Raw genomic sequence first — 22,472 nt, forward strand, 5'->3', positions numbered from 1 at the left:
TGAGGACTAAATGGACTATTCGCCTTCATCAGTAAAGCTAGGTTCCTCACTGAACTCGACTCTTCGGCCGAACGCTTCGGCCCGTATTTTGTCTTCGATCTCTTTGGCCATGTCGGGATGCTCTTTCAGGAAGGCTTTGGCATTATCCCTGCCTTGGCCAATTTTTTCATTACCGTAACTATACCAGGAACCTGATTTTTGAATAAAACCGTAATTGACTCCTAAGTCAACCAACTCGCCCAGAAACGACACGCCTTCGTTATACAAAATCTCAAATTCGGCCTGCTTGAAAGGCGGAGCGACTTTGTTTTTAACCACTTTTACGCGGGTTTCATTGCCTATCACTTCCTCACCTTTCTTAACCGAACCGATGCGTCGGATATCCATCCGCACTGAAGCATAGAATTTAAGCGCATTACCGCCGGTTGTGGTTTCCGGACTGCCGAACATGACCCCGATTTTCATCCTGATCTGGTTGATAAAAATAACCAGTGTATTGGAGCGTTTGATATTGGCCGTCAATTTCCTTAATGCCTGGGACATTAAACGTGCCTGTAGGCCCATGTGCGAATCGCCCATATCGCCTTCAATTTCGGCTTTAGGCGTCAAGGCCGCGACCGAGTCGACGACGACCACATCAACAGCGCCTGAACGCACCAGCATATCGGTGATCTCCAAGGCTTGTTCGCCAGTGTCGGGCTGGGACACCAACAAATCATCGACATTGACACCGATTTTTTCGGCATAACCGGGGTCCAATGCATGCTCAGCATCGACAAATGCCGCCGTACCGCCGAGCTTTTGCATTTCAGCGATGACTTGCAGTGTCAAGGTCGTCTTACCGGAAGATTCAGGCCCATAAATTTCCACGATACGGCCGCGAGGCAAGCCTCCACAGCCCAGCGCAATGTCTAAACTCAGAGAACCGGTAGAAACCACTTCGATATCACGCGCGGCGGCCACATCGCCCATGCGCATGACAGAGCCTTTGCCGAACTGTTTTTCTATCTGCATCAGCGCTGCACCCAGCGCTTTCTTCTTGTTCTCGTCCATTGTTTATGTCCTGTATGTAAAGAAGTATTACCCAATCGAACTGTTTATTATCACATAGAGATATGCATTCGGATAGTTTTGATTTTCAAATCAAGATTTATCTTTATGATATTAAATTGCTTCATTTTTAGACAGCATAGTCCAAGCGAGTTCCGCCATGTTCTTTGAGCCTCCGCCTTCGCCCAACTGCGCTTTAACCTGGGTTAAATTGTCGCGCATCGCATCGGCATAGACCTTGTCGGTCAAAATCCGGTTAACTTCCGCAGCCAGATTTTCCGAAGTCGCTTCATGTTGAATAAACTCCTTTACGATCCCTCTGCCGGCAATAATGTTGGGCAATCCAATAAACTGCGTCTTTACCAGCCATCTGCCAAGTATGTAGGTCAGCGATGAAAGCTTATAGGTGATAACCATAGGCACGGTTAATAAAGCAATTTCCAGCGTTGCCGTGCCCGAAGTCGTCATGACTACATCGCAGCATTGAATCACATCATAAGGCTGATTTTTTACCGTAATAATTTTAACCGGCGACTGACTCAAATACGCTTCAAGTAAGGCATCGCTGATCGAGTCGGCCTGAGGCAGCAGAAACTGGACTTCATGCATATCATTTTGAATTTCTTCGGCGGCTTTCAGCATGACCGGCAGCATGCGCTTGATCTCATTGGCGCGACTTCCCGGCAATAGGCCGATAATCGTCTTTTTTTGATCCAGCCCAAAACGCACTAAATCTTCTTCCTTCGAATGCTGGGCGCGGACTTTGTCGACAGACGGATGCCCAACATAACGCACCGGCACACTTTCGGCTTCATAATAAGCCGTCTCAAAAGGAAAGATAACGGCCATCATATCGATCACTTCGCCGTATTTCTTGACTCGCCCGGGGCGCCATGCCCATATCTGTGGACTGACATAGAACAATACTTTGATACCGCATTGCTTGGCATATCGCGCCAGTTTGAAGTTAAACTCCTTATAATCGACGCAAACCAGCAAATCAGGTTGCTCATCGGAGATTAGCTTCTGCATGAGCTTTAATGCGCGGCGGATTTCGCCATAATGCTTTATAACCTCGACAAGACCGATTACGGCGATATTCGATGAATCATAGCGAACATCGATACCCGCCTGAGCCATTTTTGCGCCGCCCATGCCAATGCCTTGGATATCAGGCCGATATTTGCGCAATTCCAGAAACATATTGGCAGCATGCTGATCACCCGAGGATTCGCCAGCGCTAAACAGGACAGTTAAGGGTTTGTTTTGTGACAAGAAATAACCTATTAAGTAAATAATATCAGCGACTACCAAACAAAAGGCCGACTAAGAGCCGGCCTTTATTGGTATTGCGTCAGTTTTTATCGCTTGATCAATCCTGCGATAAGTTTAAGCGGTTAAAACCTCGCGGATAACACTGACAATTTCTTTGATAGTCGCATCAGCCAGATAAGGACAGATCGGCAGCGAGAAACAATTGGCCGCAACAGACTCAGTCACAGGCAGGCTCAATTCCGCGCACTCCTCTTTGAAAACGTTTTGCTTATGCAATGGCACCGGATAATACACGGCGCAGCCTATTTGCTTGTCCTGCAAGGCTTTTATCACATCATCCCGGCGATCGCACAGCAAGGTATACTGATGATACACGTGCTCGCCCAGACCATCTTCAAACGGCGTCGCCAATGGCAAGTCAGCCATTAATTCCGAGTAAAGATGCGCGGCATGACGGCGGCCTTTATTGTACTGATCGATCCGTTTCAGCTTGGCTCTCAGAATTACCGCCTGCATGTCATCGAGGCGGCTGTTATAGCCAATGACATCATGATAATAACGTACGTCGGAGCCGTGGTTGCGCAGCTGCTTAATCTTGGCAGCGGTTTCATCGGAGTTTGTCGTCACCAGACCGCCATCTCCGAAGGCGCCCAGGTTTTTGCTCGGAAAGAAGCTGAAGCCAGCCGCATGCCCGATAGCGCCGGTCTGTTTGCCATTGATGCTGGCGCCGAATGATTGACAGCAATCTTCGATCAGCTTCAGATTGTGTTCATCGCATAGCTTTTGAATTTTAGCCATGTCAGCCGGCTGGCCAAACAAATGCACGGGCATCACCGCTTTAGTTTTAGGCGTAATGGCTTTTTCTATGGCTTCCGGCGAGATATTGAAAGTCTTTGGATCGATATCGACAAAGACCGGCTTGGCGCCGACGTATTTGATCGCTTCGGCCGTAGCAATAAAAGTGAAGGCGGTAGTGATGACTTCATCACCAGCGCCGATGCCTTCCGCAATCAATGCCAGATGCAGGGCATCGGTTCCTGAAGCCACGCCGATGGCATGTTTGACCCCCAGATATTCAGCCGCTTCTTTTTCAAATGCCTGTACATTAGGGCCTAGAATAAACGAGCAGTTTGCTATTGTCTCAGCCAGCCCTTGCTCAATTTCGTCTTTAATTTCAGCGTATTGAGCCTTCAGGTTTACCATTGGTATCATATTGTTATTGCCTTTTATTTATTCAGAAAATCTTATAGCGTAATATAAAAAGTGCGGTTATTTATCGCCCAATAAGCGCGTAATCTGTATCGCCGTCTCGAGTGCTCTTTTGCCGGCTTCACCGGACACCAGAGGATTCTCGCCGGTATGAATGCAATTGATGAAATGCTTGATTTCTTCCAGCAAGGCGTCGCCGCTTTCAAACACAGATTCTTCGGTTTCTATTTCGAGAATACCGGGGAACATTTCCTTGGTGCCGGTACGGTGCTTGGTCAGAATACGGTTTTGGAAATCGACCGAGACATATGAATCGGGACGGAACATGCGCATTTTGCGCTCCATCTTCATGCTGATGCGGCTGGCGGTCACATTGGCCACACAGCCGTTCTTAAATAACAGCCTGGCGTTGGCGATGTCAGTGCCCTGAGTCAGTACCGGCGTGCCGCTGGCATCGATGCGCTCTACTTCGGAATCCACCAGGGCCAGAATAATGTCGATGTCATGAATCATTAAATCCAGCACTACGCTGACATCATTGGCACGCGGATTAAAAGGCGATAAGCGATGAGATTCGATAAACAGCGGCTTTTGTTCGTTATCGAGTCCCAATACGGCCGGATTAAAACGCTCCAGGTGCCCTACCTGCAAAATCAAGTTTTTTGCCTTGGCAATTGCTATCAATTCGTCGGCTTCCTCAACCGTTACGGTGATCGGCTTCTCCACCAGCACATGCGCGCCATTTTCAAGAAAATCCTTTGAAACCTCATGATGCAGCGTCGTTGGCACGACAATACTTACGGCATCGACTTCACCAAGCAGCGGTTTGTAGTCTGTCAGCGCTTTGGCGCCATATTGCCCGGCAACATCTCTAGCCGCCGCTTCATTAATGTCAACAACAGCAACCAGCTCGCAATCAGGCAATGATGCGTATTTCTGTGCGTGGAACTTCCCCAAATAGCCTGTACCAATAACAGCGCATTTTATTTTTTTCATGTAATTACTTTATATTTAGTTCAACTTGCACCCCAACAAGAAGGCTTGATAACAACAGAAATTTCGCGATGTCATCTGCTCTGTTACGGGATAAAACCGGGTATTGTAAACCATCAGTCTATATTCAGAAAATTTTGTACAGCCGCCCTATTCGCAATAAAGTCAAACACTTTTCAGTTTTATTGCCTCATCTACGAACTTGAGCTGTTAAATAATAATCCAAAGCAAATCGATATTTACAACCCTGAGCCGCAGCCTGTGTAAAAATGGTTACGAGTGGGTATGCTGAGACTCTTTTTCTTCCGTAATCTTGCGGGCGCTAATATCGACACCCAAAGTCAAAATAACCATCTCGTTATTCTCGTCATTGGATTTCAGTAGCGTGTGCAACCAAGAGACATTCAGCAACTTACTGGATTCAGTCAATAAGAAGCCGTCAACCTGAAACCGGCCGGAACCCAAATCGCCCGCTCTTAATTGGTTCAACTTGTTTAGGTGCTCCTTGTCCGATTCCGGCAGGAAAGCATCAAACACTTTGCCGATTATAGATCGGCTATCGGACTCAAACTCATCAACGCCGGCCTGATTGATGGTTAAAATTATGCCGTTCAATTTTTGGGTAATAATAATAATGGGCGCCGCTTCAACTAATTGCCGGATAAAATCCCTCTCTTTTCCGAGAGCCTGGCTTTTTTCCAGCAATTTGAGCGTATTACGGCGCACCGCCAACTCCAGAGACTCCAATTGGTCCGACAAGGTTAAGGCCGTATCATTTAATTTATCCAACTCATCGTAGCCCAGATTAGAAAAATTTTTTATCGCTATCTGTTGCTTAAATGCCTCGTATTGATTCTGCGATAATAAAGGCAAAGCCTGTGAAAGTTTCGTAACGCGGCGCAACAACAAATGCAGAACCACTACCAGCGATATAAGGGAAACCAAAAAACTGACAGCCCCCTGAAACCAGACTTGCTTCAGATCATCCTTAAAGCCTTTGAAATCAGCAGTAATGTCATCGACAAACAGAAAAAAGGGCGGCCCTGCCGCCTCTTGATGAACGGGGAAAACTCTAACCTCAAAAACAGCATTATCCAGTTTTATCGTCTTGCTGTGCTCCAACAGCTCATCAATCTTGAAATGTCTGGAGATATAGTCATATACCGGTATATTTTTTTCAGGCAATGTCATGCCAGATAGTTTATAAGGCCATTGATGCTCACCTGTCGCTTCATCCATGATTAAAAGACCGATATCTGAGTGCGTTGCCCGCTTGTATTTAATGATAACGTCGGCAAATGACCGAATGACGCTAAAAGCACCGGTTATTTCGGAGTCTGCCATAACCGGCGTAATAGTCTGCTGAAAACACGTGTGGGGGCAAAAAATCTGATGCGCCGGCGCTTCATTGCTCAGAACTTGCTTGACGGCCGAATTTACGGCAACCAGTTGACTGCCCCAGGACTTTACAGGCTGTGCTTGTCTGTCGAAAAAAGTGACATTTTCCATGTCCCAACTGAACTGCCATTTCGACAAAGTTTCATCCAGCACCGATAATGTTTGGTTTCGCGACTTGTCGTGAGACGAGAGAAGATCGATCAACGACAACAGTTCACCAAATTGCTCTAGCACTAAAAATGAGTCTTCAGTTAGCGCTATAGCGATATTGATATGATTATTTTGAATTTTTTTTCGGCCTATCTCAAAATTATCTATAGCTTCCAGATAGGAAAAATAGGAAAAAACGCTATGCAATATCAAAAAGACACTACCAAACAGAATAGCTAACTTCCATCTCAAACTAAAAAAGATTCCCTTGATATGCATCTGCTTAACTAAAACCTGAACGATAATTGCAATCCATACAAATCCCAATCCTGAATAAGCGAACTGGTGACGGGATTATCCGCCAGAGGCAACCAGGCCGTACCATGAACGCGATGATATTCTGCTCTTAACATCCACGATGCTGCCGGGTCCCAGCGCAGACCAAACATCCAATCATTAGCATAGGCAATATGATTGGGCAATCTGCTATTAGCAAAGCGTTGCCCATGCTTATCATCTATATCGTTATAAATAACATCATAACGAACATTCGCTTGCAACTGCGGCAAAATCTGATATCCCCCCTGAATATACCAACTTTCCGTAATCGATTTAGAATCTGGAAGAGAATTTCCAAAGTCACTGATATTGTTCCAACGGTGGTCAAATTCGCCTGTTAACGAGAATTTTTCACCATTATATTGAGCAGAAAACACTAATGACTGAATATACGCCTCACCGTTTAATAACGTCTCGCCCGCTGCAGGCTGATATTCAAGGTCAATACTTCCGTAACTCACAGCAAAAATATATTCTCCACCATTAATCTCATAATTAAGCTGCGCAGCAACAGCCGGCTTCGACTGAAACTCGCCTTTAGCATCAGGACCGAGTATAGATGACCGTATCTCGCTGTTATTCCCTAACGGAATCCCGACATTAAGCTTGACGGAAAAATCTCCATAGAGCGTGCGCTGTTCAGCGTAAAGTGAGCCGCCATCCGAAGATACCAATAGCGAGCGTGAACGTTCGAAATAGATTCCCTGAGGCAATAATATAGTCGGATGCGTAAAAGAGACATCCCGAGTTTCATTATATAAACCGAACGGTGTCTTAATCCGGCCGGCGCGCATGCCGACCCTGCCGCTCTCATAATTCAACAACGCTATGTCAACCAGGCCATAATCAAGGTTTACGCTGCCCCGGTCCAAATCGCCATTGCGTCGATATAGACCTTGAGCCGTAAACCTTAATCGATCAAGCGGTTGATAGGAGCCATTCAAACCTATTTCGGTCAATCCGGGACTGATGCCATCGTCACTTTGCCCAAAAATATTATTGTCGGATGAATGAAAAAAGCCCTGCGTTAAAAAACCATGAAACTCAATTTCATCCGGCATAATACCGGCTTGTACGATGCCGGACACGCAGAATACGCCCAACAACAAGATGCCGTTATTGGTATTCAAACAAGCGTATTTTTTCATTGTCCGGCCTGCTATTTAAATACCCGATTGCATAAGGGGTATTCGCTATTTTATCAATCATTTCCTGTTCTGAATCCAACTGAACGGGTGTCGCGCCTGTCCCTGAAAAAAGCATTCTGTCCCATATCCTCCTGAGTTGATGAGGAAACATATCAAGATTATTTTTAACGAAATCCTTATGCAGGAGGTCAGCGTCAGATAGAGTAAAGACCTTTATTTGCTCGCCATTAGGCCAGAATCGTTGCCGCATCATAAAGATGGCGCGCGCATCTGCCAGCGTATATTGCTTTGAGGGTACTGTTTGATTGACAACTATTTCAGCCGCATTGACCGAGGAACTACCCATTGCCGAGACGATAATGCCGACTTTTATGAAACTGATGAGTTTTTCATAGACATACGGATGCAACGTAAAAAGTTCCATTAATTTCTATCTAACCGCATGAGCCTCTATAGACGCGTTTACCAACTCTGATTCTAGTGTTTGCAGCTACCTATTCTTACTTCTAACACTAAAAACAAAAAGTCCGTACGCCAAGGTCTAATGCCAGCCCCCATATTGCTTAGTAGGATCGCCCTTGAAACCGGCTGTCGTGTTTTTGCCGCTAGCCGTTTTGCTTTGTGAAATTGCGTTGATCGCTGCTCTGGCCATGTTTTCTTTGGTTACGCCGCCCAGATCTCGTGCTGAGCGCACCACTAATGAAGACATGGGGGTGATATCTTGCTTCACTGCCATAGGGTCGAGGACTACTGCTTCCAATAATTCATCGTGCCCCTCAATTTCTAGAAAAACCGGATAAGCGGTATTAGCCGGAATATCCGCCGAGTATCTGTAGTCTCCGTTAAGTGTTACCGAGGCTATTGCGGCGCCATTTTTATCCTTGATTATAACCTTACCACTGGTTATCGGCCCGTCTCTATCTGTGACAATTCCCTCAATACGGGAATAATTTCCAGCACCCCCCCCCTTATCATTTGATGACTCGCCGCAACCGCCTAAAAGCAGCAGCATCGCAACAATGGCAAATTGATACATGTATTTCATTATTTACTCTCACTGAACTTTGTCCAACGCAAACGGTTGGCGTTTGAAACCACAGTCACAGAAGACATAGCCATTGCTGCGCCTGCAATCATCGGATTCAATAAAATTCCAAATAGCGGATATAACAGGCCTGCCGCGACAGGAATACTGATTGTATTATAGAAAAAAGCGCCCAGCAGATTCTGTTTTATATTGACCAAAGTGGCTTTGGACAATTCGACAGCTTCAGGCACTTTCAATAACGAACCCTGCAAAATTACCACATCGGCGCTCTCAATCGCGACATCGGTACCGGTACCGATAGCCAGCCCGACATCGGCCTGAGCCAATGCAGGTGCATCATTAATGCCGTCGCCGACCATGCCGACGATTTCCCCTTGCTGCTGCAACGCTCTCACCACCGCCGCCTTATCCTGCGGCAATACCTGAGCCCTCACTTCAGAAATGCCTGCCTGACGCGCAATGGCCTGGGCTGTGACTTCATTGTCGCCCGTCACCATTATCAGACGGATGCCCTGGCTTTTCATAAGCCGTACAGCTTCCGCCGAATCTGCCTTAATAGGGTCGGAAACGGCGATAATGCCGACGACTTCCTGATCCACTGCCAACAGCATCGGCGTCTGACCCGACGCTGCAAGCTTTTCCAGCTTGCTATTATGCCTGGAATATTTAATACCTTTCTGATCCATCAGAGCCCTGTTGCCGAACAGTACGAGCTGTTCATTAATCTGCGCCGCTACGCCATGCCCTATAACCGCCTCAAACTTTCTTGCTTTTTCCAGCTTGAGCTTTCTTTCTTCCGCGGCTGATAAAATAGCTGCCGCCAACGGATGCTCAGAGCCTGCTTCAAGGCTTGCAGCCCATCGCAAAATAACTTCGTCGCTGTAATCGCCTATCGGTTCAATAGCTGAAACAACGGGTTTGCCCTCAGTCACGGTGCCAGTTTTATCAAGAACTATACAGGTCAGCTTGCCTGCCGTCTGCAATGCCTCGCCATTGCGAATCAAAATCCCTGATTGGGCGGCTCTGCCGACTGCGACCATGACCGAAATGGGCGTCGCCAACCCCAGCGCGCACGGACAGGCGATAACCAGAACCGTCATGGATGTCACGAAGGCGTAACCCAATGCGGGTTCAGGCCCCCATGCGTACCAGATCAAGAACGTCAGCAGTGAAAGTGCGACCACTGACGGCACAAAAACAGCCGAGATCTTGTCCGCTAAGCGGGCGATTTCAGGTTTGCTGCTCTGCGCCTGACGCACGCTTTTAATGATTTGTGCCAATGCGGTATCGCGGCCAATGCGCGTTGCTTTGAACAGGAAGCTGCCGTTCTGGTTTATTGTGCCGGCGGCAACTTCTGATCCAGCTATTTTTTCTACCGGCAGCGGCTCGCCCGTCAACATGGATTCATCAACAGTGGAATGCCCTTCAAGCAGTATACCGTCCACCGCGATTTTTTCGCCGGGCCTTACTCTCAAGGTTTCGCCCAGTCCCACCTGCTCAATGGGAATATCCGTTTCCACACCATTTCTGATCACACGCGCCGTACGCGGCTGTAGGCCGATTAACTGGCGAATGGCACCGGAGGTCTTGCCCCTTGCCCGCATTTCCAGCGCGGACCCGAGATTGATAAAGGCCAGAATGACCACAGCCGCTTCAAAGTAGGCATGTTGAGCCAGAGAAGGCAGCGTGTCGGAATAGTCGATTATGATGGTGGAATAAAGCCACGCCGAGCCCGTACCTAATGCGATCAGTGTATCCATATTGGCCTGGCCCAAACGTAACAGCTTGATGGCGCCACTGAAGAAATGGCCGCCCGAATAAAACAGGATAGCAAAGGTAATCAGCGCGACTTCCGGCCAGAACCACTGCCCTGTCGCCGAACCGATTTCCGGCAGCCAGCCGAAATGATCGCCGAGCATGAGCGGCAGGCCGATAACTGCGGCCACGGCTGCTTTCTTCATCAGATTCCGGTAGCGTTGCAGTTCCAGTTCTTCCTGCTCGGTTATATCTTCGAGACCCTCCATCACCGCTGCGTCATAACCGGCTTCCCTGGCAGCCCGCGTTAAAACGTCGGGATCGGCCTGCCCTTTCACCATTGCCGAGTGATCGGCAAAATTAACGCTGACCGATGTCACGCCGTCTACCGCTGCCAAAGCACTCTCAACAGCACTCACGCAGCCCGCGCAGCGCATGCCCAGAATTGACAACCGCAATTCTTTCTCTGTCATATTAGAAGTCACTTGCGCGTCCATAAATTACCCGGCCTGATAAAGATGTTTATCCACTAATAACAGCTACCGCTACTCTACGCTAAAGCCTGCTTCAGTAATGGCTTCCTCAATCGCATCCAGATCCGTTTTTTCAGCGTCATATTCAACGCTGACTTCATTATCTTTGGCGGATGCTTTAACCGATAAAACACCTTCGACAGCCTTCAGCTTGTTTGTTACATTCGATTCGCAACCACCGCATTTCATGCCGGTGACAGTTAATGTTACTGATTCAGTCATTTCGCTCTCCTTAAATAATACTTTTCATCTTTAATATCATACTCGACTGGCAGCCGATAAGCATGATGTAAATTGACCGTTCCAATATGTTCGTTTGCTTTGCTATTTATCCTGATCATATTAACAGGGAAATATATTATTCCCGCTGAAAATCAAAGCTTCAAGTCTACCTTATCAGTCGGCTTTTTGATTCAAACAATAAATTTTGTTCCAATATTCAAAATTTAGTTTCTTACCTTGGATTAAAAGAATTAAAACGCTAGGTAAATATACTAATTGTAATGTCCTTATCGAACAGACCAAACCCTTTTTCAAATTAATATATTGTCCAGCCTGGGCAGTATCGGACGTATTGCAATAAAGAAGCGCTTGCCCAGTCAGCATTGACGTGCGGCATGACTTCGGCCATATTAACGGGCGAAGAGCCAACCGGAGAAGTGCAGCAATGCATTATCAACTATAATGACTGGAACATTTCGGCCAGACCATGGCTTTTCATGATCTGGATCTAAAGTTTTTTAGCAAAACCTATATCTAAGTATCAACTGGGCAAAAGATGTTCTGAGCAACATCATCTTTGATATAAACTGCCCGGCTTCCACATCGATAAATAACCATGCAATTAAACACGATTACCAACCAAACTATTGCGCTTGCCGGCATTGCGCAAGCAGCGGCGCTGGTTCAACAACTGGCAACAACCGGCACGGCCGATGCCGCCGCCATGGAAGCCAGCATTACCAGTATTTTAAAAATCGATTCCGATAGCGTTTCCGATGTTTATGGCGGTCTGTCCGGTGTAAAACTAGGGCTTGAACAACTTAATGAGCAAATGACCGGTTATAAAATTGTCAACCCTGAACAGGCGCGTTATTCCGCGTCCCTGGTTTTTCTGGAGAAGCAACTGTCCAGCCGTCCGGACATGATCAAGGCCATACGAAACGGCGTGGAAAAAGCCCAGATCCAAAGCGGGCATTTCGAACCGATGCATGAAAATGTACTGGCCAACCTTGGCGAGATATACCACAGCACCATCAGCACCCTGCAGCCGAGAATCATGGTCAATGGTAATCCGGCCTATATATCCCGGCCCGACATAGTCAATAAAATACGCGCATTGCTGCTGGCAGGCATTCGCTCGGCCATATTATGGAAACAATGCGGCGGCACCCGTTGGAAATTTCTGTTTTTCCGCAAAAAAATTCAAACCGAACTGGCAAGCCTGCTGAAACAAGTTTAACCGCCAACATGACAACTCTTATAGAAGCCGAGCATTTGTATCGCTATTACGGCAAGCATTGCGCCGTTCATGATGTCAGTTTTACCCTGTCCAAAGGCGAAGTTCTGGGTTTTCTGGGACCCAACGGCGCCGGCAAAACCACAACCATGCAGATGCTGTGCGGCAATCTGGCGCCCAGCGCCGGCCAGATTAAAATTAACGGTTTTGATCTGCTCGACCAACCCAGACCGGCCAAGCAGAGCCTGGGCTATTTACCCGATACACCGCCTCTCTACCGCGAACTGAGCGTGCAGGAATACTTGCATTACTGTGCGCAACTGCATGGCGTCCCGCGGCATTCGATCAGGCAGGCTGTCGATAAGGCCAAGGAGCGCTGCGGCCTTGGCGACGTCGCCGACCGGCTGATTACCAATCTGTCAAAAGGTTTTCAACAGCGGGTCGGTATCGCCCAAGCTATCCTGCACAACCCGGAAATCATCATACTGGATGAACCGACCGTTGGCCTCGACCCTATACAGATCCGTGAAATCCGTGAATTGATCCGCGAACTGGGCCAGGATCATGGGGTCATTCTGTCCACGCATATTCTGACCGAAGTGCAGGAATCCTGCTCGCATGTGCAAATCATCCATCAGGGACGGCTGATTCTGAATGAAACCATCGCCGGACTTAACCGGCAAATGAATACGGGCACGCTGCGGGTCGCTACGCGTCTTGAGCCTAATGTAGGCGTGTTATTGACGTTGCCCGGCGTGACATCCATAGACAAAATAACCGAACATCAGATCAAAATTCATCACAGCATGACTGACAACACCGTTGAGCGAATTGCCGAGACCATCATCGCCTCGGGATGGGGTTTGCAAGAACTGACACCCGTAAAGCAATCGATGGAAGATATTTTTATTACCCTGACCCAAGAGCCGAAACAGATCGATTTATGATTCTAGCTATTGCTGCGCGTGAGTTTAAAACCCTGTTTTTATCGCCGATGGCTTGGACGATATTGGCTATCCTGCAATTTATCCTGGCTTTTTTATTCTTATCCCAAGTTGAAACCTTCACCATGCTCCAACCTAAGCTGACCGCTATTGAAGGGGCGCCGGGGCTGACCGATATTGTCGTCACGCCTTTGTTCGGCAACGCGGCCATCATCCTGTTACTGGCGACTCCCTTGTTGACCATGCGGCTGATCTGCGAGGAACGCCGAAACAAAACCCTGTCATTGCTGCTTTCCGCGCCTGTTTCCAACGGCGATATCATCATCGGCAAGTATCTGGGCACGCTCGGCCTATTATTGCTGATTATCCTGCTGACCGCATTGATGCCGTTATCCCTGCTGGCGGGCGGCGAACTGGATTTCGGCAAATTATTCGCCAACATGCTGGCATTATTGCTGCTGGTTTCGACTTTCGCCGCCATCGGCCTTTTTGTATCCTGTCTGGCCGGCCATCCGACTGTCGCCGCCCTGGGCACGTTCGGCCTGTTATTGGTGCTGTGGCTTATAGACTGGACCACGGGCATTGAAGACCAGCGCAGCGAATTGTTTGAATACCTGTCCCTGCTGAGACACTTTCAGAACATTCAAACCGGCCTGATCAGCAGCGCCGATATCAGCTATTTTCTGCTAGTTACCGGCACATTCATCCTGCTCAGCATTCGCAGACTCGATAACGACCGTTTACAAAAATGAAGATATCCCAACGCATACATCAGCGGATACGCTTGAAAAACCTGTTTCTGACGCTGGTCTTATTGAGCGCCATCGGCGGACTGGCCTGGTTAAGCAATCGCTACACGCTGGAAGCAGACATAACCGCCAATGCCGGCAACACGCTGTCGCCCGCTTCCATCAAACTGCTCGCCTCCATGCCGGACCCAATAGCCATCACGGTTTACATGAAAGCGGATCAGCCAATACGCAGCCAGATTGCGCAATTGATCGATCGTTACAAACGGCATAAACCCAACCTGAGCCTTGCTTTTATAGATCCTGATGCGCAACCGGAGAAAACGCGCGCCCTGAATATCGGCGCGGCCGGCGCCATTCTGGTCGATTATCAGGGCCGTACCGAGAAATTAACCTTTGTCGATGAATCCTCATTGACCAATGCCCTGCTGCAATTGGCCAATGCTCATGAGCGCTGGATCACCTTCCTGACCGGCCATGGCGAACGCGCCATTGACGGACAAGCCAATTTTGATCTGGAGCAGTTCGGCAAGGAATTGGCCCGGCGCAAGATCAATGCCCAAACCATTAACCTGGCCACGCTGCCAGCCATACCCGACAACTCTGCCCTGCTGGTCATGACTGCCCCGGCCGTGCCGCTGCTGGCCAATGAAATCGAGATTATCAATCGCTATGTAGAACAAGGCGGCAATCTGCTCGTGCTGACCGATCCTGACGCCAAGCATCTGGATATATTGGAACAGCGCCTGGACATACACCGGTTGCCAGGCGCTATTATGGACGGCAGCACCAAGCTTTACGGCATTACCGATCCGAGCTTTGTCCTTGTCGCGGAATATGCGCAACACGCCGTTACCCAAGGCTTTCAAACCACCACGATCTATCCTGCGGCCGCGGCGCTGGAGATGGATGCGGAGTCGAATTTCCAAGCTGAAGCCCTATTCGACAGCGCGCAGCAATCCTGGACAGAAACCGGCCCTATCAACGGAGAGGTCCGTTTTGATGCCGACAGCGACGAAAAACAAGGCCCGTTGCCCGTAGCCTATGCATTGACGCGCACCGTCAATGGAAAAAACCAGCAACGCATCGTCGTTGTCGGCGACGGCGACTTTTTGTCCAATGCCTATATCGGCAATGTCGGCAATCTGGACATGGGCCTTAGAATCGTCAACTGGCTGATCCATGAAGACCAGTTTATCGACATCCCGGCCAAGACCGCTACCGATAAAACCCTGCAGTTAACGGAAACCTCCGTCGCGGTCATCGGTTTTGGCTTTCTGGTTGTCATACCGTTATTGCTAGCGGGCTCCGGTTTTTTCGTCTGGCGCAAACGTAAACAGCGATAAAAACCGAATAAAGCTTCGCGTCCTCTGTATACTTCGTGGTCTTATGCTTTAATAAATAAAATACAACTCCTTATAATGCTTTAGCTTTACTTTCATGCCTGAATTACCCGAAGTTGAAACGACCCGGCGCGGCATAACGCCTTATATTGAAAGGCAAACCGTCAAACGCGTCATTATCCGCCAGCCCAGGCTGCGCTGGCCCATACCGGAAAATCTCGAGCAAACCTTGAAAGGGCTGCGCATACAAACGGTTTCCAGAAGAGCGAAATATCTGTTGCTTGCGACCGATGCCGGCACGCTGCTGCTGCATTTGGGCATGTCAGGCAGTTTGCGGATCATCTCCGACAGCCAGACGGCCGGCAAGCACGACCATATCGACTTTATTTTCGCGGACGAAATCATCCTGCGCTTCAATGATCCGCGTCGGTTCGGCGCGGTGTTGTGGACGACGGAACCGGCCAACCAACATCCCTTGCTCAAAGATTTGGGCCCCGAACCGCTGCTGGAGGATTTCAGCGGCGATCTTCTCTATGATCTGTCCAGAAACAAGAAAACACCCATCAAATCATTCATTATGGACAGCCACATCGTCGTCGGCGTCGGCAACATCTACGCCAATGAAGCCTTATTCATGGCCGGCATACACCCTGCGCGCCAGGCGGGAAAAATCTCCTTGTCCCGCTATCAGAAACTGGCCGGCTGTATTCAAGTGATCTTGCGCCAGGCTATTGAACAAGGCGGCACGACATTGCGCGATTTCGTCAATGAAGCCGGAAAGCCGGGTTATTTTCAGCAACAACTCAATGTCTACGGGCGCGTCGGACTGCCTTGCACCCGATGCCAACAGATTTTAAAGGAAATCAGACTAGCCAACCGGTCAACGGTATTTTGCAGTGACTGCCAGCGGTAGAGCGATAATCCGTCTCACTAGCCTGCAGATTAAGCGGCGGAATTCAAAAAAACCTGCGTAAAAGTCATTCTGAATTCCACTCACTTCAAATTTATTGATTAAAGCTGATCGTTGCCTGCCGATTATTTTAAGGGAACGATGCCGCCCAATACAGGAATGGGCTTGTCTTTCGAGCCGTAAAAAACCGGCAGATTGTTATCAGTATTTAACCGGAACGACCCTGTAATGCCATTGACATCGAATTCGTAAGTACCCTGACTCAGCCCGTAAACAGGCAGAGGAATAATGCGTTCGAACGGCTCAATAACCTGAGCGCACACGGCAAAAGTTTGCAGTGGAACAAGCCCCAGCGCCACTTCGAATCGTCCCGCCGGCAGGTTGGCTTCCGGTATGCCGAAGACAGGCTCATAGCGCTGTCCGGCCTGCTCCAGTTGATAACAGGGGCTAGGAAGATAGCCGCTCACCTTTAGAAATATTTGCACAGGACGAGAGCGAATTTTGATTACTTCGACTTTTTCTACTGTCGCCAATTGGGTTTCTGTCATGCCTGACAATGTCCAGGCACCGTCTTTTTCATTCCGTTGAAACCTGGCATCCCGATATTGCCCGACCTGCTCAGGCGTATCGACATGAGAGATTGCCAATGAATCGCCCTGCAACACGGGATTATCTGCTGCAAAGACGAGATGGATCGGTAGCAAAGCCGCGATTATGGCTAAATTTAGACGCATTATCTGCCTCCTGAAGTTTAAATTTGGATTGAATGAGGAATTTATAATATAGAGCATGCTAAAGCAGAGATATTTCAATCTATCTCAAACAGAATCTTAATCCTTTATAGATTTCGATCAACAATGTAATTTTTCACAATAAGCAGTGTAATTTTTTCACAATAAATACTGCGTTCTTTGAGCCTGATCATCAGACTTAGAAAATACATAAACTACGGTCTGCTTCAAACCGGACCATTGCATATTTTCTCCAATACCAATTGCTTGAAGCATACGCAGTCAGCATAAATTTGCTTTATCCCGGTTACCCCTTATAATTGCCGCCTGCTTTCAGGTTCTGTCAGGTTTTTACCTGATGATTAAACGGGAAGTCGGTCAGGTCCTGCCAAAGCCGACGCTGCCCCCGCAACGGTAGATAAGTAAAAGAATCGTTAAAATGCCACTGTGTCATGCACGGGAAGGTGACGATTCAGGCCCATGCCACTTATAAGCCCGGAGACCGGCCCGAAAGTTTAATTCGGTACAGCGGAGGGCTGTCTACGAAAAAGACTGCACATCCCTGTCGTCTTCTTTTGTCCTCCGTTGTAATTACACACAACCTTGATGCGCGGGCGGCGCAGAGGACACATGCAAAAATTCATAGTCGGTTCATTAGTGTTGGCCGGTTTTAACAGCCCGTTACAGGCTCGGGAAACCCAGGCGGACAATTCACTCAATTTACCCGAGATGGTCATAACGGCCACACGAACGGAAACGCCGAAAGACCAGTTGGCGGCTGCATCAACAATTTATACACGGGCCGATATCGAACGTCTGCAGTCAAAAACCCTGCCGGAACTATTACGAAATACGACCGGCATCGATATGGCGCAAAGCGGCTATGGCCAAAATACCAGCGTATACATGCGCGGCACCAATTCCGATCATGTGCTGGTCCTGATCGACGGCATCAAGGTCGGCTCGGCCACTGCCGGCACGACGCCGTTTCAGTTTATTCCCATCGACCAGATCGAACGGGTTGAGATCATCAAAGGCCCTCAATCGAGCCTGTACGGCTCGGAAGCGATAGGCGGCGTCATCCAGATTTTTACGCGCAAAGGCAGTCAGGAAGAAAAGCCCGGTTTCACGCTGGACGCCGGCGGCGGGTCATACGATACAATTAAGACTTCCGGCACGGTCAGCGGCAAATGGAAAAACAGCTGGTACAGCCTGGGCGCATCGCATTTCAACTCTCAGGGCTTTAATAACCGTGAACCGATTCCGGGGCGTTTCGGTTTCGATCAGCCCGACAAAGACGGCTACCGCAACACAGGCTTGAATGCGCGGCTTGGCCACCGCTTCGACAATAACGCCGAAGTAGAAGCGTTTTTCATGCGTGCCGAAGGCAAAAACGAATACGATGGCAACGCCCAGAATAAAACCAAATTCGTCGACCAGGTTGTCGGCGCCTCCGCCAGCATGGATTTTATGGAGGACTGGCGATCAACATTACGTTTAGGCCAAAGCCGCGATGACAGCGACCAGTTTGCGCCCGACGGTTCATTCACCAGCCGTTTCAACACGACGCGCTGGAACACCACCTGGCTGAATGATTTCACCTTATCTGATAACCATCAATTGATTGCCGGTACGGATTACCGCGTCGATGAAGTGGACAGCACAACGTCTTATAAGGAAAAGTCCCGCTATGATGTCGGCGTGTTCACGGAGTTGCACAGCCGCGTGCTGGATAATCACTTTGTCAATGCCTCGTTGCGCTGGGATGAAAATGAGGCTTTCGGCGATTATGTCACAGGCAATTTCGGCTGGCGCTATAACTCAGACTTCGGCATCAGCCCTTTTGCCAGCTTTGGCAATGCTTTCAAGGCGCCGACATTCAACGATCTTTATTTTCCGAATTATGGCAATGCCAACCTGAAACCGGAAAAATCGACCTCGTTCGAAGCGGGGCTTGCCGGCGACCACTGGCTGCAATGGGAAGTGCGGGCCTATCATACCAACATCGACAACCTGATCACGCCGGTCACGAATCCGGTCACATTTCAATTCAGCGCGGAAAACATCGGCAAAGCGCAAATCGACGGTATTGAAGTTGAAATCAGCAAGCAGTGGCTGGGCTGGGACGGCAAACTGGGCCTCGATCTGTTAAGCCCCAAAAACCGGGAAACCAATGCCCGCCTGCCGCGACGCGCCGAGAAAACCCTGACATTCGACCTGTCCAAATCGTTCGGATCGCTTGATGTGGGCACGCACATACTGGCCCAAGGTGACCGATTCGATGACATAGGCAATAAAACGAAACTAGCCGGTTACGTAACCGTCGACCTGCGGTCAGCCTATCATTTCAATAAAAACTGGATGCTGAGCGCGCAGCTCAATAACTTACTAGATAAAAATTATCAAACCATCAATACTTATAATACGGCGGATAGAAACTTCTTCCTGGCTATCCATTATAATAATTGACCACAAGCTGGATCTTAATCACTAACCCATTTGGAGATAACAATATGAACATGAAACAATGGCTGCAAGTCGAGTATTTGCCTATTCCCTTGATTGCATTGATGGCACTGACCCGCTTTCATCACTTCGGCGATGTCCTGCATCTGCCCGACGCATCTCTGGCGGTTTTTTTCTTCGCCGGCTTTTATCGCAAGAAAGCCTTTTTCGTCTTTTTGTTATTGTTGGCAGGTTTGATCGATTATATCGCTATCGCAAACGGCACCAGCAGCTGGTGCGTATCCCCGGCTTACGTGTTTTTGATTCCGACTTATGCAGTCATGTGGGTAGCGGGCCGCTACTGCTCGAAATTCAAGTCCTTGAACGCATATGAACTGGCTAGTTCTATCGGCCTGATGACTCTGGCTGCATCGGCTGCGTTCATTATCTCGAACGGCAGTTTCTATCTGTTCTCAGGACGTTATACGGATTTGTCATGGGCACAATACTTCGCTCGCGTAGTAAAGTATTATCCGCCTTATGTAGGCTTCGCCATGGTTTACGGACTGACTATCTACCTAATCATCAAGCTGTTCAAATCAATGCCTAATACGCAGACAGCCTATAAAGAAATTTAATTGATGTTGCCCACAGAGGGCATAAAGGCCCTCTGTGACGATCATTTTCTTACTCGGCTAAATCAACCCGCTTCTTTGGCATGATCAACCGACCACAATTTTTCCAATTGATAAAATTCACGCGCTTGAGCAGTCATCACATGGACGATGACATCGCCCAGATCCAGTAATACCCAGTCAGAACCCTGCCCGCCTTCAATACCCAACGGTTTTAAGCCGCTCTCTTGAACTTTTTCCGACACATATTGGCATAAAGACTGTATATGACGGTCGGAAGTACCGGTAGCGATAACCATGTAATCGGTAAAACTGGTCTTGCCCCGCACATCTATTGTGGTGATGTATTGCCCTTTGCGTTCATCCAAAACCGTCTGGACAATGTGTAATAACTCATCTGTCTGCATTCAAATTCCTATACTAAATAATTATGAAAGCTTTATTTCTCATAAAGCGCATGCTGCTTAATGTATTCTATGACAGCATCAGGTAATAAAAAACCCGGATTGCGTTTTTCCGCAATCATTTTCCTGATCGCCGTCGCCGAGATTTCGAGCTGCGTGATGGGCTGAAAAAATAATCTGCCGGCCGGTGCTTGCGCCAGCTCTGTTATCTCAATGGCCTTTTTGGCCGCAAAATAGCCATCAAGTTCCTGCAGTTGAAATCCCGGACGGGTCATGACGACTATATGCGCATAATCGAACAACTGCTGCCATCGATGCCAGGTTGCCAGATTTTTAAACGCATCGCTGCCGATAAACAGCAATAACGGCTGCTCCGGGAATTCCCGCCTGAAGGATTTCAGCGTATCGACCATATAAGAGTGACCCGCCCTATCCAGCTCTCGGGTATCGATGATAAATCCCGGCTGGTTTTTAATGGCCAGTTCCAGCATCTGCACCCGCATCAGCGCTGTGGCCACGGGCTGTTCGCGATGAGGCGGCTGGGCGCTGGGCAGCAAGCGGATTTCAGTCAGTCCGAAGATCTCCTTGACTTCCAGCGCCGAGCGTAAATGCCCGTAGTGAACGGGGTCGAACGTACCGCCAAAAATACCGATCATTTATTGCCGGATATGCCCATCGCCGAGCACGATGTATTTCAGCGAAGTCAATCCTTTCAAACCGACCGGGCCGCGTGCGTGCAGCTTATCGGTGCTGATGCCGATCTCCGCGCCCAGGCCATATTCAAAGCCGTCGGCAAAACGCGTCGAGGCATTGACCATGACAGAACTGGAATCGACTTCTCTCAGAAAGCGTCTGGCCAGCGTGTAATCTTCCGTAACAATGGCTTCGGTGTGGCCTGAACTGTATTGGGCAATGTGCTCAATAGCCTGATCTAGCCCATCGACAATCCTGATCGATAAGATCGGCGCCAGATATTCAGTGCGCCAGTCCTCCTCGGCCGCTCGTGTGCACGATGGAATCAGAGAACAGGTCCTCAAGCAGCCGCGCAGTTCCACGCCTTTGTCGCCATATTCTGTAGCCAGTATCGGCAATACCTTTGCGGCAATGCCTTCGGCCACCAGCAATGTTTCCATGGCATTGCAAACGCCGTAGCGATGGGTTTTGGCGTTGACGGCAATTCTGACCGCCTTATCGATATCGGCTTTATCATCGATATAAACATGACAGATGCCGTCCAGATGCTTGATGACAGGAATCGTGGCGTCCCTGGAAATGCGCTCGATCAGGCTTTTGCCGCCGCGCGGCACGATCACGTCCACATAGCGGTCCATCGTAATCAATTCACCGACGGCCGCGCGATCAGCCGTTGCAACGCATTGCACGGCTTCTACCGGCAAGCCGGCCGCCGCCAGTCCTTTTGAAATACATGCCGCAATCGCCTGATTGGAATGCAGCGCTTCCGAACCGCCGCGCAAGATGCAGGCATTGCCCGATTTGAGGCACAAAGCCGCCGCATCAACGGTTACGTTAGGGCGGGATTCGTAAATGATGCCGATTACGCCCAAAGGCACGCGCATTTGCCCGACTTGTATGCCGCTGGGCCGATAGCTTAAATCAGTGATTTCGCCGACAGGATCGGGCAAAGCGACAACCTGCTTCAAGCCTTCAATCATCGCCTGAATGCGTGCCGGCGTCAGGGCCAGCCTGTCCAGCGATGCCGCATCCAGACCGTTCTGCTTGCCGGCCTCCAAATCCTTGGTGTTTTCCGCAATCAGCATGTCCTGATCAGCATCGATGGCTTCTGCAATCTTTAACAATGCCAGATTTTTTTTGCCCGACTCAGTCCGGCTGATTTCTCTGCCGGCCGCTCTGGCTTTAAGGCCAAGACTGCTCATATATTGTTTGATGTCCATGATTCTCTCTCAAACGGATCCAAATTAACTTTCCATTATAA

At 48.9% G+C, this 22,472-nt stretch carries 21 protein-coding genes and 1 riboswitch; of the genes, 7 read left to right on the forward strand and 14 right to left on the reverse strand.

What is annotated here, in order from left to right; translation table 11 throughout:
• Positions 1-15 precede the first annotated feature (15 nt).
• The 10 genes from recA to IT781_RS01660 all read right to left on the reverse strand — a co-directional run bounded on the left by recA (position 16) and on the right by IT781_RS01660 (position 11,120).
• Complete coding sequence (gene recA, locus IT781_RS01615) at positions 16-1,053, reverse strand: recombinase RecA (protein WP_194968383.1); 1,038 nt, start codon at positions 1,051-1,053, stop codon at positions 16-18.
• 111 nt (positions 1,054-1,164) lie between these two features.
• Positions 1,165-2,325 (reverse strand): lipid-A-disaccharide synthase, encoded by a 1,161-nt coding sequence (gene lpxB, locus IT781_RS01620; protein ID WP_194968384.1) that lies wholly within the window; start codon positions 2,323-2,325, stop codon positions 1,165-1,167.
• Positions 2,326-2,439: 114 nt separating this feature from the next.
• Positions 2,440-3,537, reverse strand: a complete 1,098-nt coding sequence (locus tag IT781_RS01625) for a DegT/DnrJ/EryC1/StrS aminotransferase family protein (RefSeq protein WP_194968385.1) — start codon at positions 3,535-3,537, stop codon at positions 2,440-2,442.
• Between the two features lie 57 nt (positions 3,538-3,594).
• Positions 3,595-4,530, reverse strand: a complete 936-nt coding sequence (locus IT781_RS01630; protein WP_194968386.1) for a Gfo/Idh/MocA family protein — start codon at positions 4,528-4,530, stop codon at positions 3,595-3,597.
• Between the two features lie 270 nt (positions 4,531-4,800).
• A complete protein-coding gene (locus tag IT781_RS01635; protein WP_370526875.1) occupies positions 4,801-6,159 on the reverse strand; it encodes a cache domain-containing protein in 1,359 nt (452 codons plus the stop codon).
• A 203-nt stretch (positions 6,160-6,362) separates the two neighbouring features.
• Positions 6,363-7,562 carry a hypothetical protein gene (locus IT781_RS01640; RefSeq protein ID WP_194968387.1) on the reverse strand — a complete coding sequence of 400 codons (1,200 nt, stop codon included), beginning with the start codon at positions 7,560-7,562 and terminating at the stop codon, positions 6,363-6,365.
• Positions 7,531-7,986: a hypothetical protein gene (locus IT781_RS01645; protein WP_194968388.1), complete on the reverse strand. Its 456-nt coding sequence runs from the start codon at positions 7,984-7,986 to the stop codon at positions 7,531-7,533. Before IT781_RS01645 ends, IT781_RS01640 begins: the two co-directional genes overlap by 32 nt.
• Before the next feature lie 117 nt (positions 7,987-8,103).
• Complete coding sequence (locus IT781_RS01650; RefSeq protein WP_194968389.1) at positions 8,104-8,607, reverse strand: hypothetical protein; 504 nt, start codon at positions 8,605-8,607, stop codon at positions 8,104-8,106.
• Positions 8,607-10,838, reverse strand: coding sequence for a heavy metal translocating P-type ATPase (locus IT781_RS01655; protein WP_370526876.1), 2,232 nt, complete (start codon positions 10,836-10,838; stop codon positions 8,607-8,609). The genes IT781_RS01650 and IT781_RS01655 overlap by 1 nt, the downstream gene beginning before the upstream one ends.
• Before the next feature lie 72 nt (positions 10,839-10,910).
• Entirely contained in the window at positions 10,911-11,120 is a 210-nt protein-coding gene (locus IT781_RS01660; RefSeq protein WP_194968391.1) for a heavy-metal-associated domain-containing protein, read from the reverse strand.
• Positions 11,121-11,736: 616 nt separating this feature from the next.
• Between IT781_RS01660 and hflD the strand changes: the two genes are divergently transcribed.
• The 5 genes from hflD (at position 11,737) to mutM (ending at position 16,306) form a co-directional block, all read left to right on the forward strand.
• On the forward strand, positions 11,737-12,360 hold the full coding sequence (gene hflD / locus IT781_RS01665) for a high frequency lysogenization protein HflD (RefSeq protein WP_194968392.1): 624 nt from the start codon (positions 11,737-11,739) through the stop codon (positions 12,358-12,360).
• An 8-nt stretch (positions 12,361-12,368) separates the two neighbouring features.
• On the forward strand, positions 12,369-13,304 hold the full coding sequence (locus tag IT781_RS01670) for an ABC transporter ATP-binding protein (RefSeq protein WP_194968393.1): 936 nt from the start codon (positions 12,369-12,371) through the stop codon (positions 13,302-13,304).
• On the forward strand, positions 13,301-14,053 hold the full coding sequence (locus IT781_RS01675) for an ABC transporter permease subunit (RefSeq protein WP_194968394.1): 753 nt from the start codon (positions 13,301-13,303) through the stop codon (positions 14,051-14,053). Before IT781_RS01670 ends, IT781_RS01675 begins: the two co-directional genes overlap by 4 nt.
• On the forward strand, positions 14,050-15,396 hold the full coding sequence (locus IT781_RS01680; RefSeq protein ID WP_194968395.1) for a GldG family protein: 1,347 nt from the start codon (positions 14,050-14,052) through the stop codon (positions 15,394-15,396). The genes IT781_RS01675 and IT781_RS01680 overlap by 4 nt, the downstream gene beginning before the upstream one ends.
• A 94-nt stretch (positions 15,397-15,490) precedes the next feature.
• Complete coding sequence (gene mutM / locus IT781_RS01685) at positions 15,491-16,306, forward strand: bifunctional DNA-formamidopyrimidine glycosylase/DNA-(apurinic or apyrimidinic site) lyase (protein WP_194968396.1); 816 nt, start codon at positions 15,491-15,493, stop codon at positions 16,304-16,306.
• A 122-nt stretch (positions 16,307-16,428) separates the two neighbouring features.
• Here the strand turns inward: mutM and IT781_RS01690 are convergent, their stop codons facing one another.
• Positions 16,429-17,037: a hypothetical protein gene (locus tag IT781_RS01690; protein ID WP_194968397.1), complete on the reverse strand. Its 609-nt coding sequence runs from the start codon at positions 17,035-17,037 to the stop codon at positions 16,429-16,431.
• A 315-nt stretch (positions 17,038-17,352) separates the two neighbouring features.
• A riboswitch (cobalamin riboswitch) is annotated at positions 17,353-17,560 on the forward strand.
• 104 nt (positions 17,561-17,664) lie between these two features.
• Here IT781_RS01690 and IT781_RS01695 point away from each other — a divergent pair.
• Positions 17,665-19,503 (forward strand): TonB-dependent receptor domain-containing protein, encoded by a 1,839-nt coding sequence (locus IT781_RS01695; RefSeq protein WP_194968398.1) that lies wholly within the window; start codon positions 17,665-17,667, stop codon positions 19,501-19,503.
• Between the two features lie 44 nt (positions 19,504-19,547).
• The gene (locus IT781_RS01700; RefSeq protein ID WP_194968399.1) at positions 19,548-20,117 is read left to right on the forward strand and encodes a hypothetical protein; all 570 of its coding nucleotides are present in this window, start codon (positions 19,548-19,550) and stop codon (positions 20,115-20,117) included.
• 62 nt (positions 20,118-20,179) lie between these two features.
• Here the strand turns inward: IT781_RS01700 and rsfS are convergent, their stop codons facing one another.
• The 3 genes from rsfS to IT781_RS01715 are packed head-to-tail and all read right to left on the reverse strand — an operon-like array spanning position 20,180 to position 22,431.
• Complete coding sequence (gene rsfS / locus IT781_RS01705) at positions 20,180-20,521, reverse strand: ribosome silencing factor (RefSeq protein ID WP_194968400.1); 342 nt, start codon at positions 20,519-20,521, stop codon at positions 20,180-20,182.
• A gap of 32 nt (positions 20,522-20,553) precedes the next feature.
• A complete protein-coding gene (gene nadD, locus IT781_RS01710) occupies positions 20,554-21,174 on the reverse strand; it encodes a nicotinate-nucleotide adenylyltransferase (RefSeq protein WP_194968401.1) in 621 nt (206 codons plus the stop codon).
• Positions 21,175-22,431 carry a glutamate-5-semialdehyde dehydrogenase gene (locus tag IT781_RS01715; protein WP_194968402.1) on the reverse strand — a complete coding sequence of 419 codons (1,257 nt, stop codon included), beginning with the start codon at positions 22,429-22,431 and terminating at the stop codon, positions 21,175-21,177.
• Positions 22,432-22,472: the final 41 nt, after the last annotated feature.

The sequence above is a fragment of the Methylobacter sp. BlB1 genome (assembly GCF_015476545.1).
GTDB lineage: Bacteria > Pseudomonadota > Gammaproteobacteria > Methylococcales > Methylomonadaceae > Methylobacter.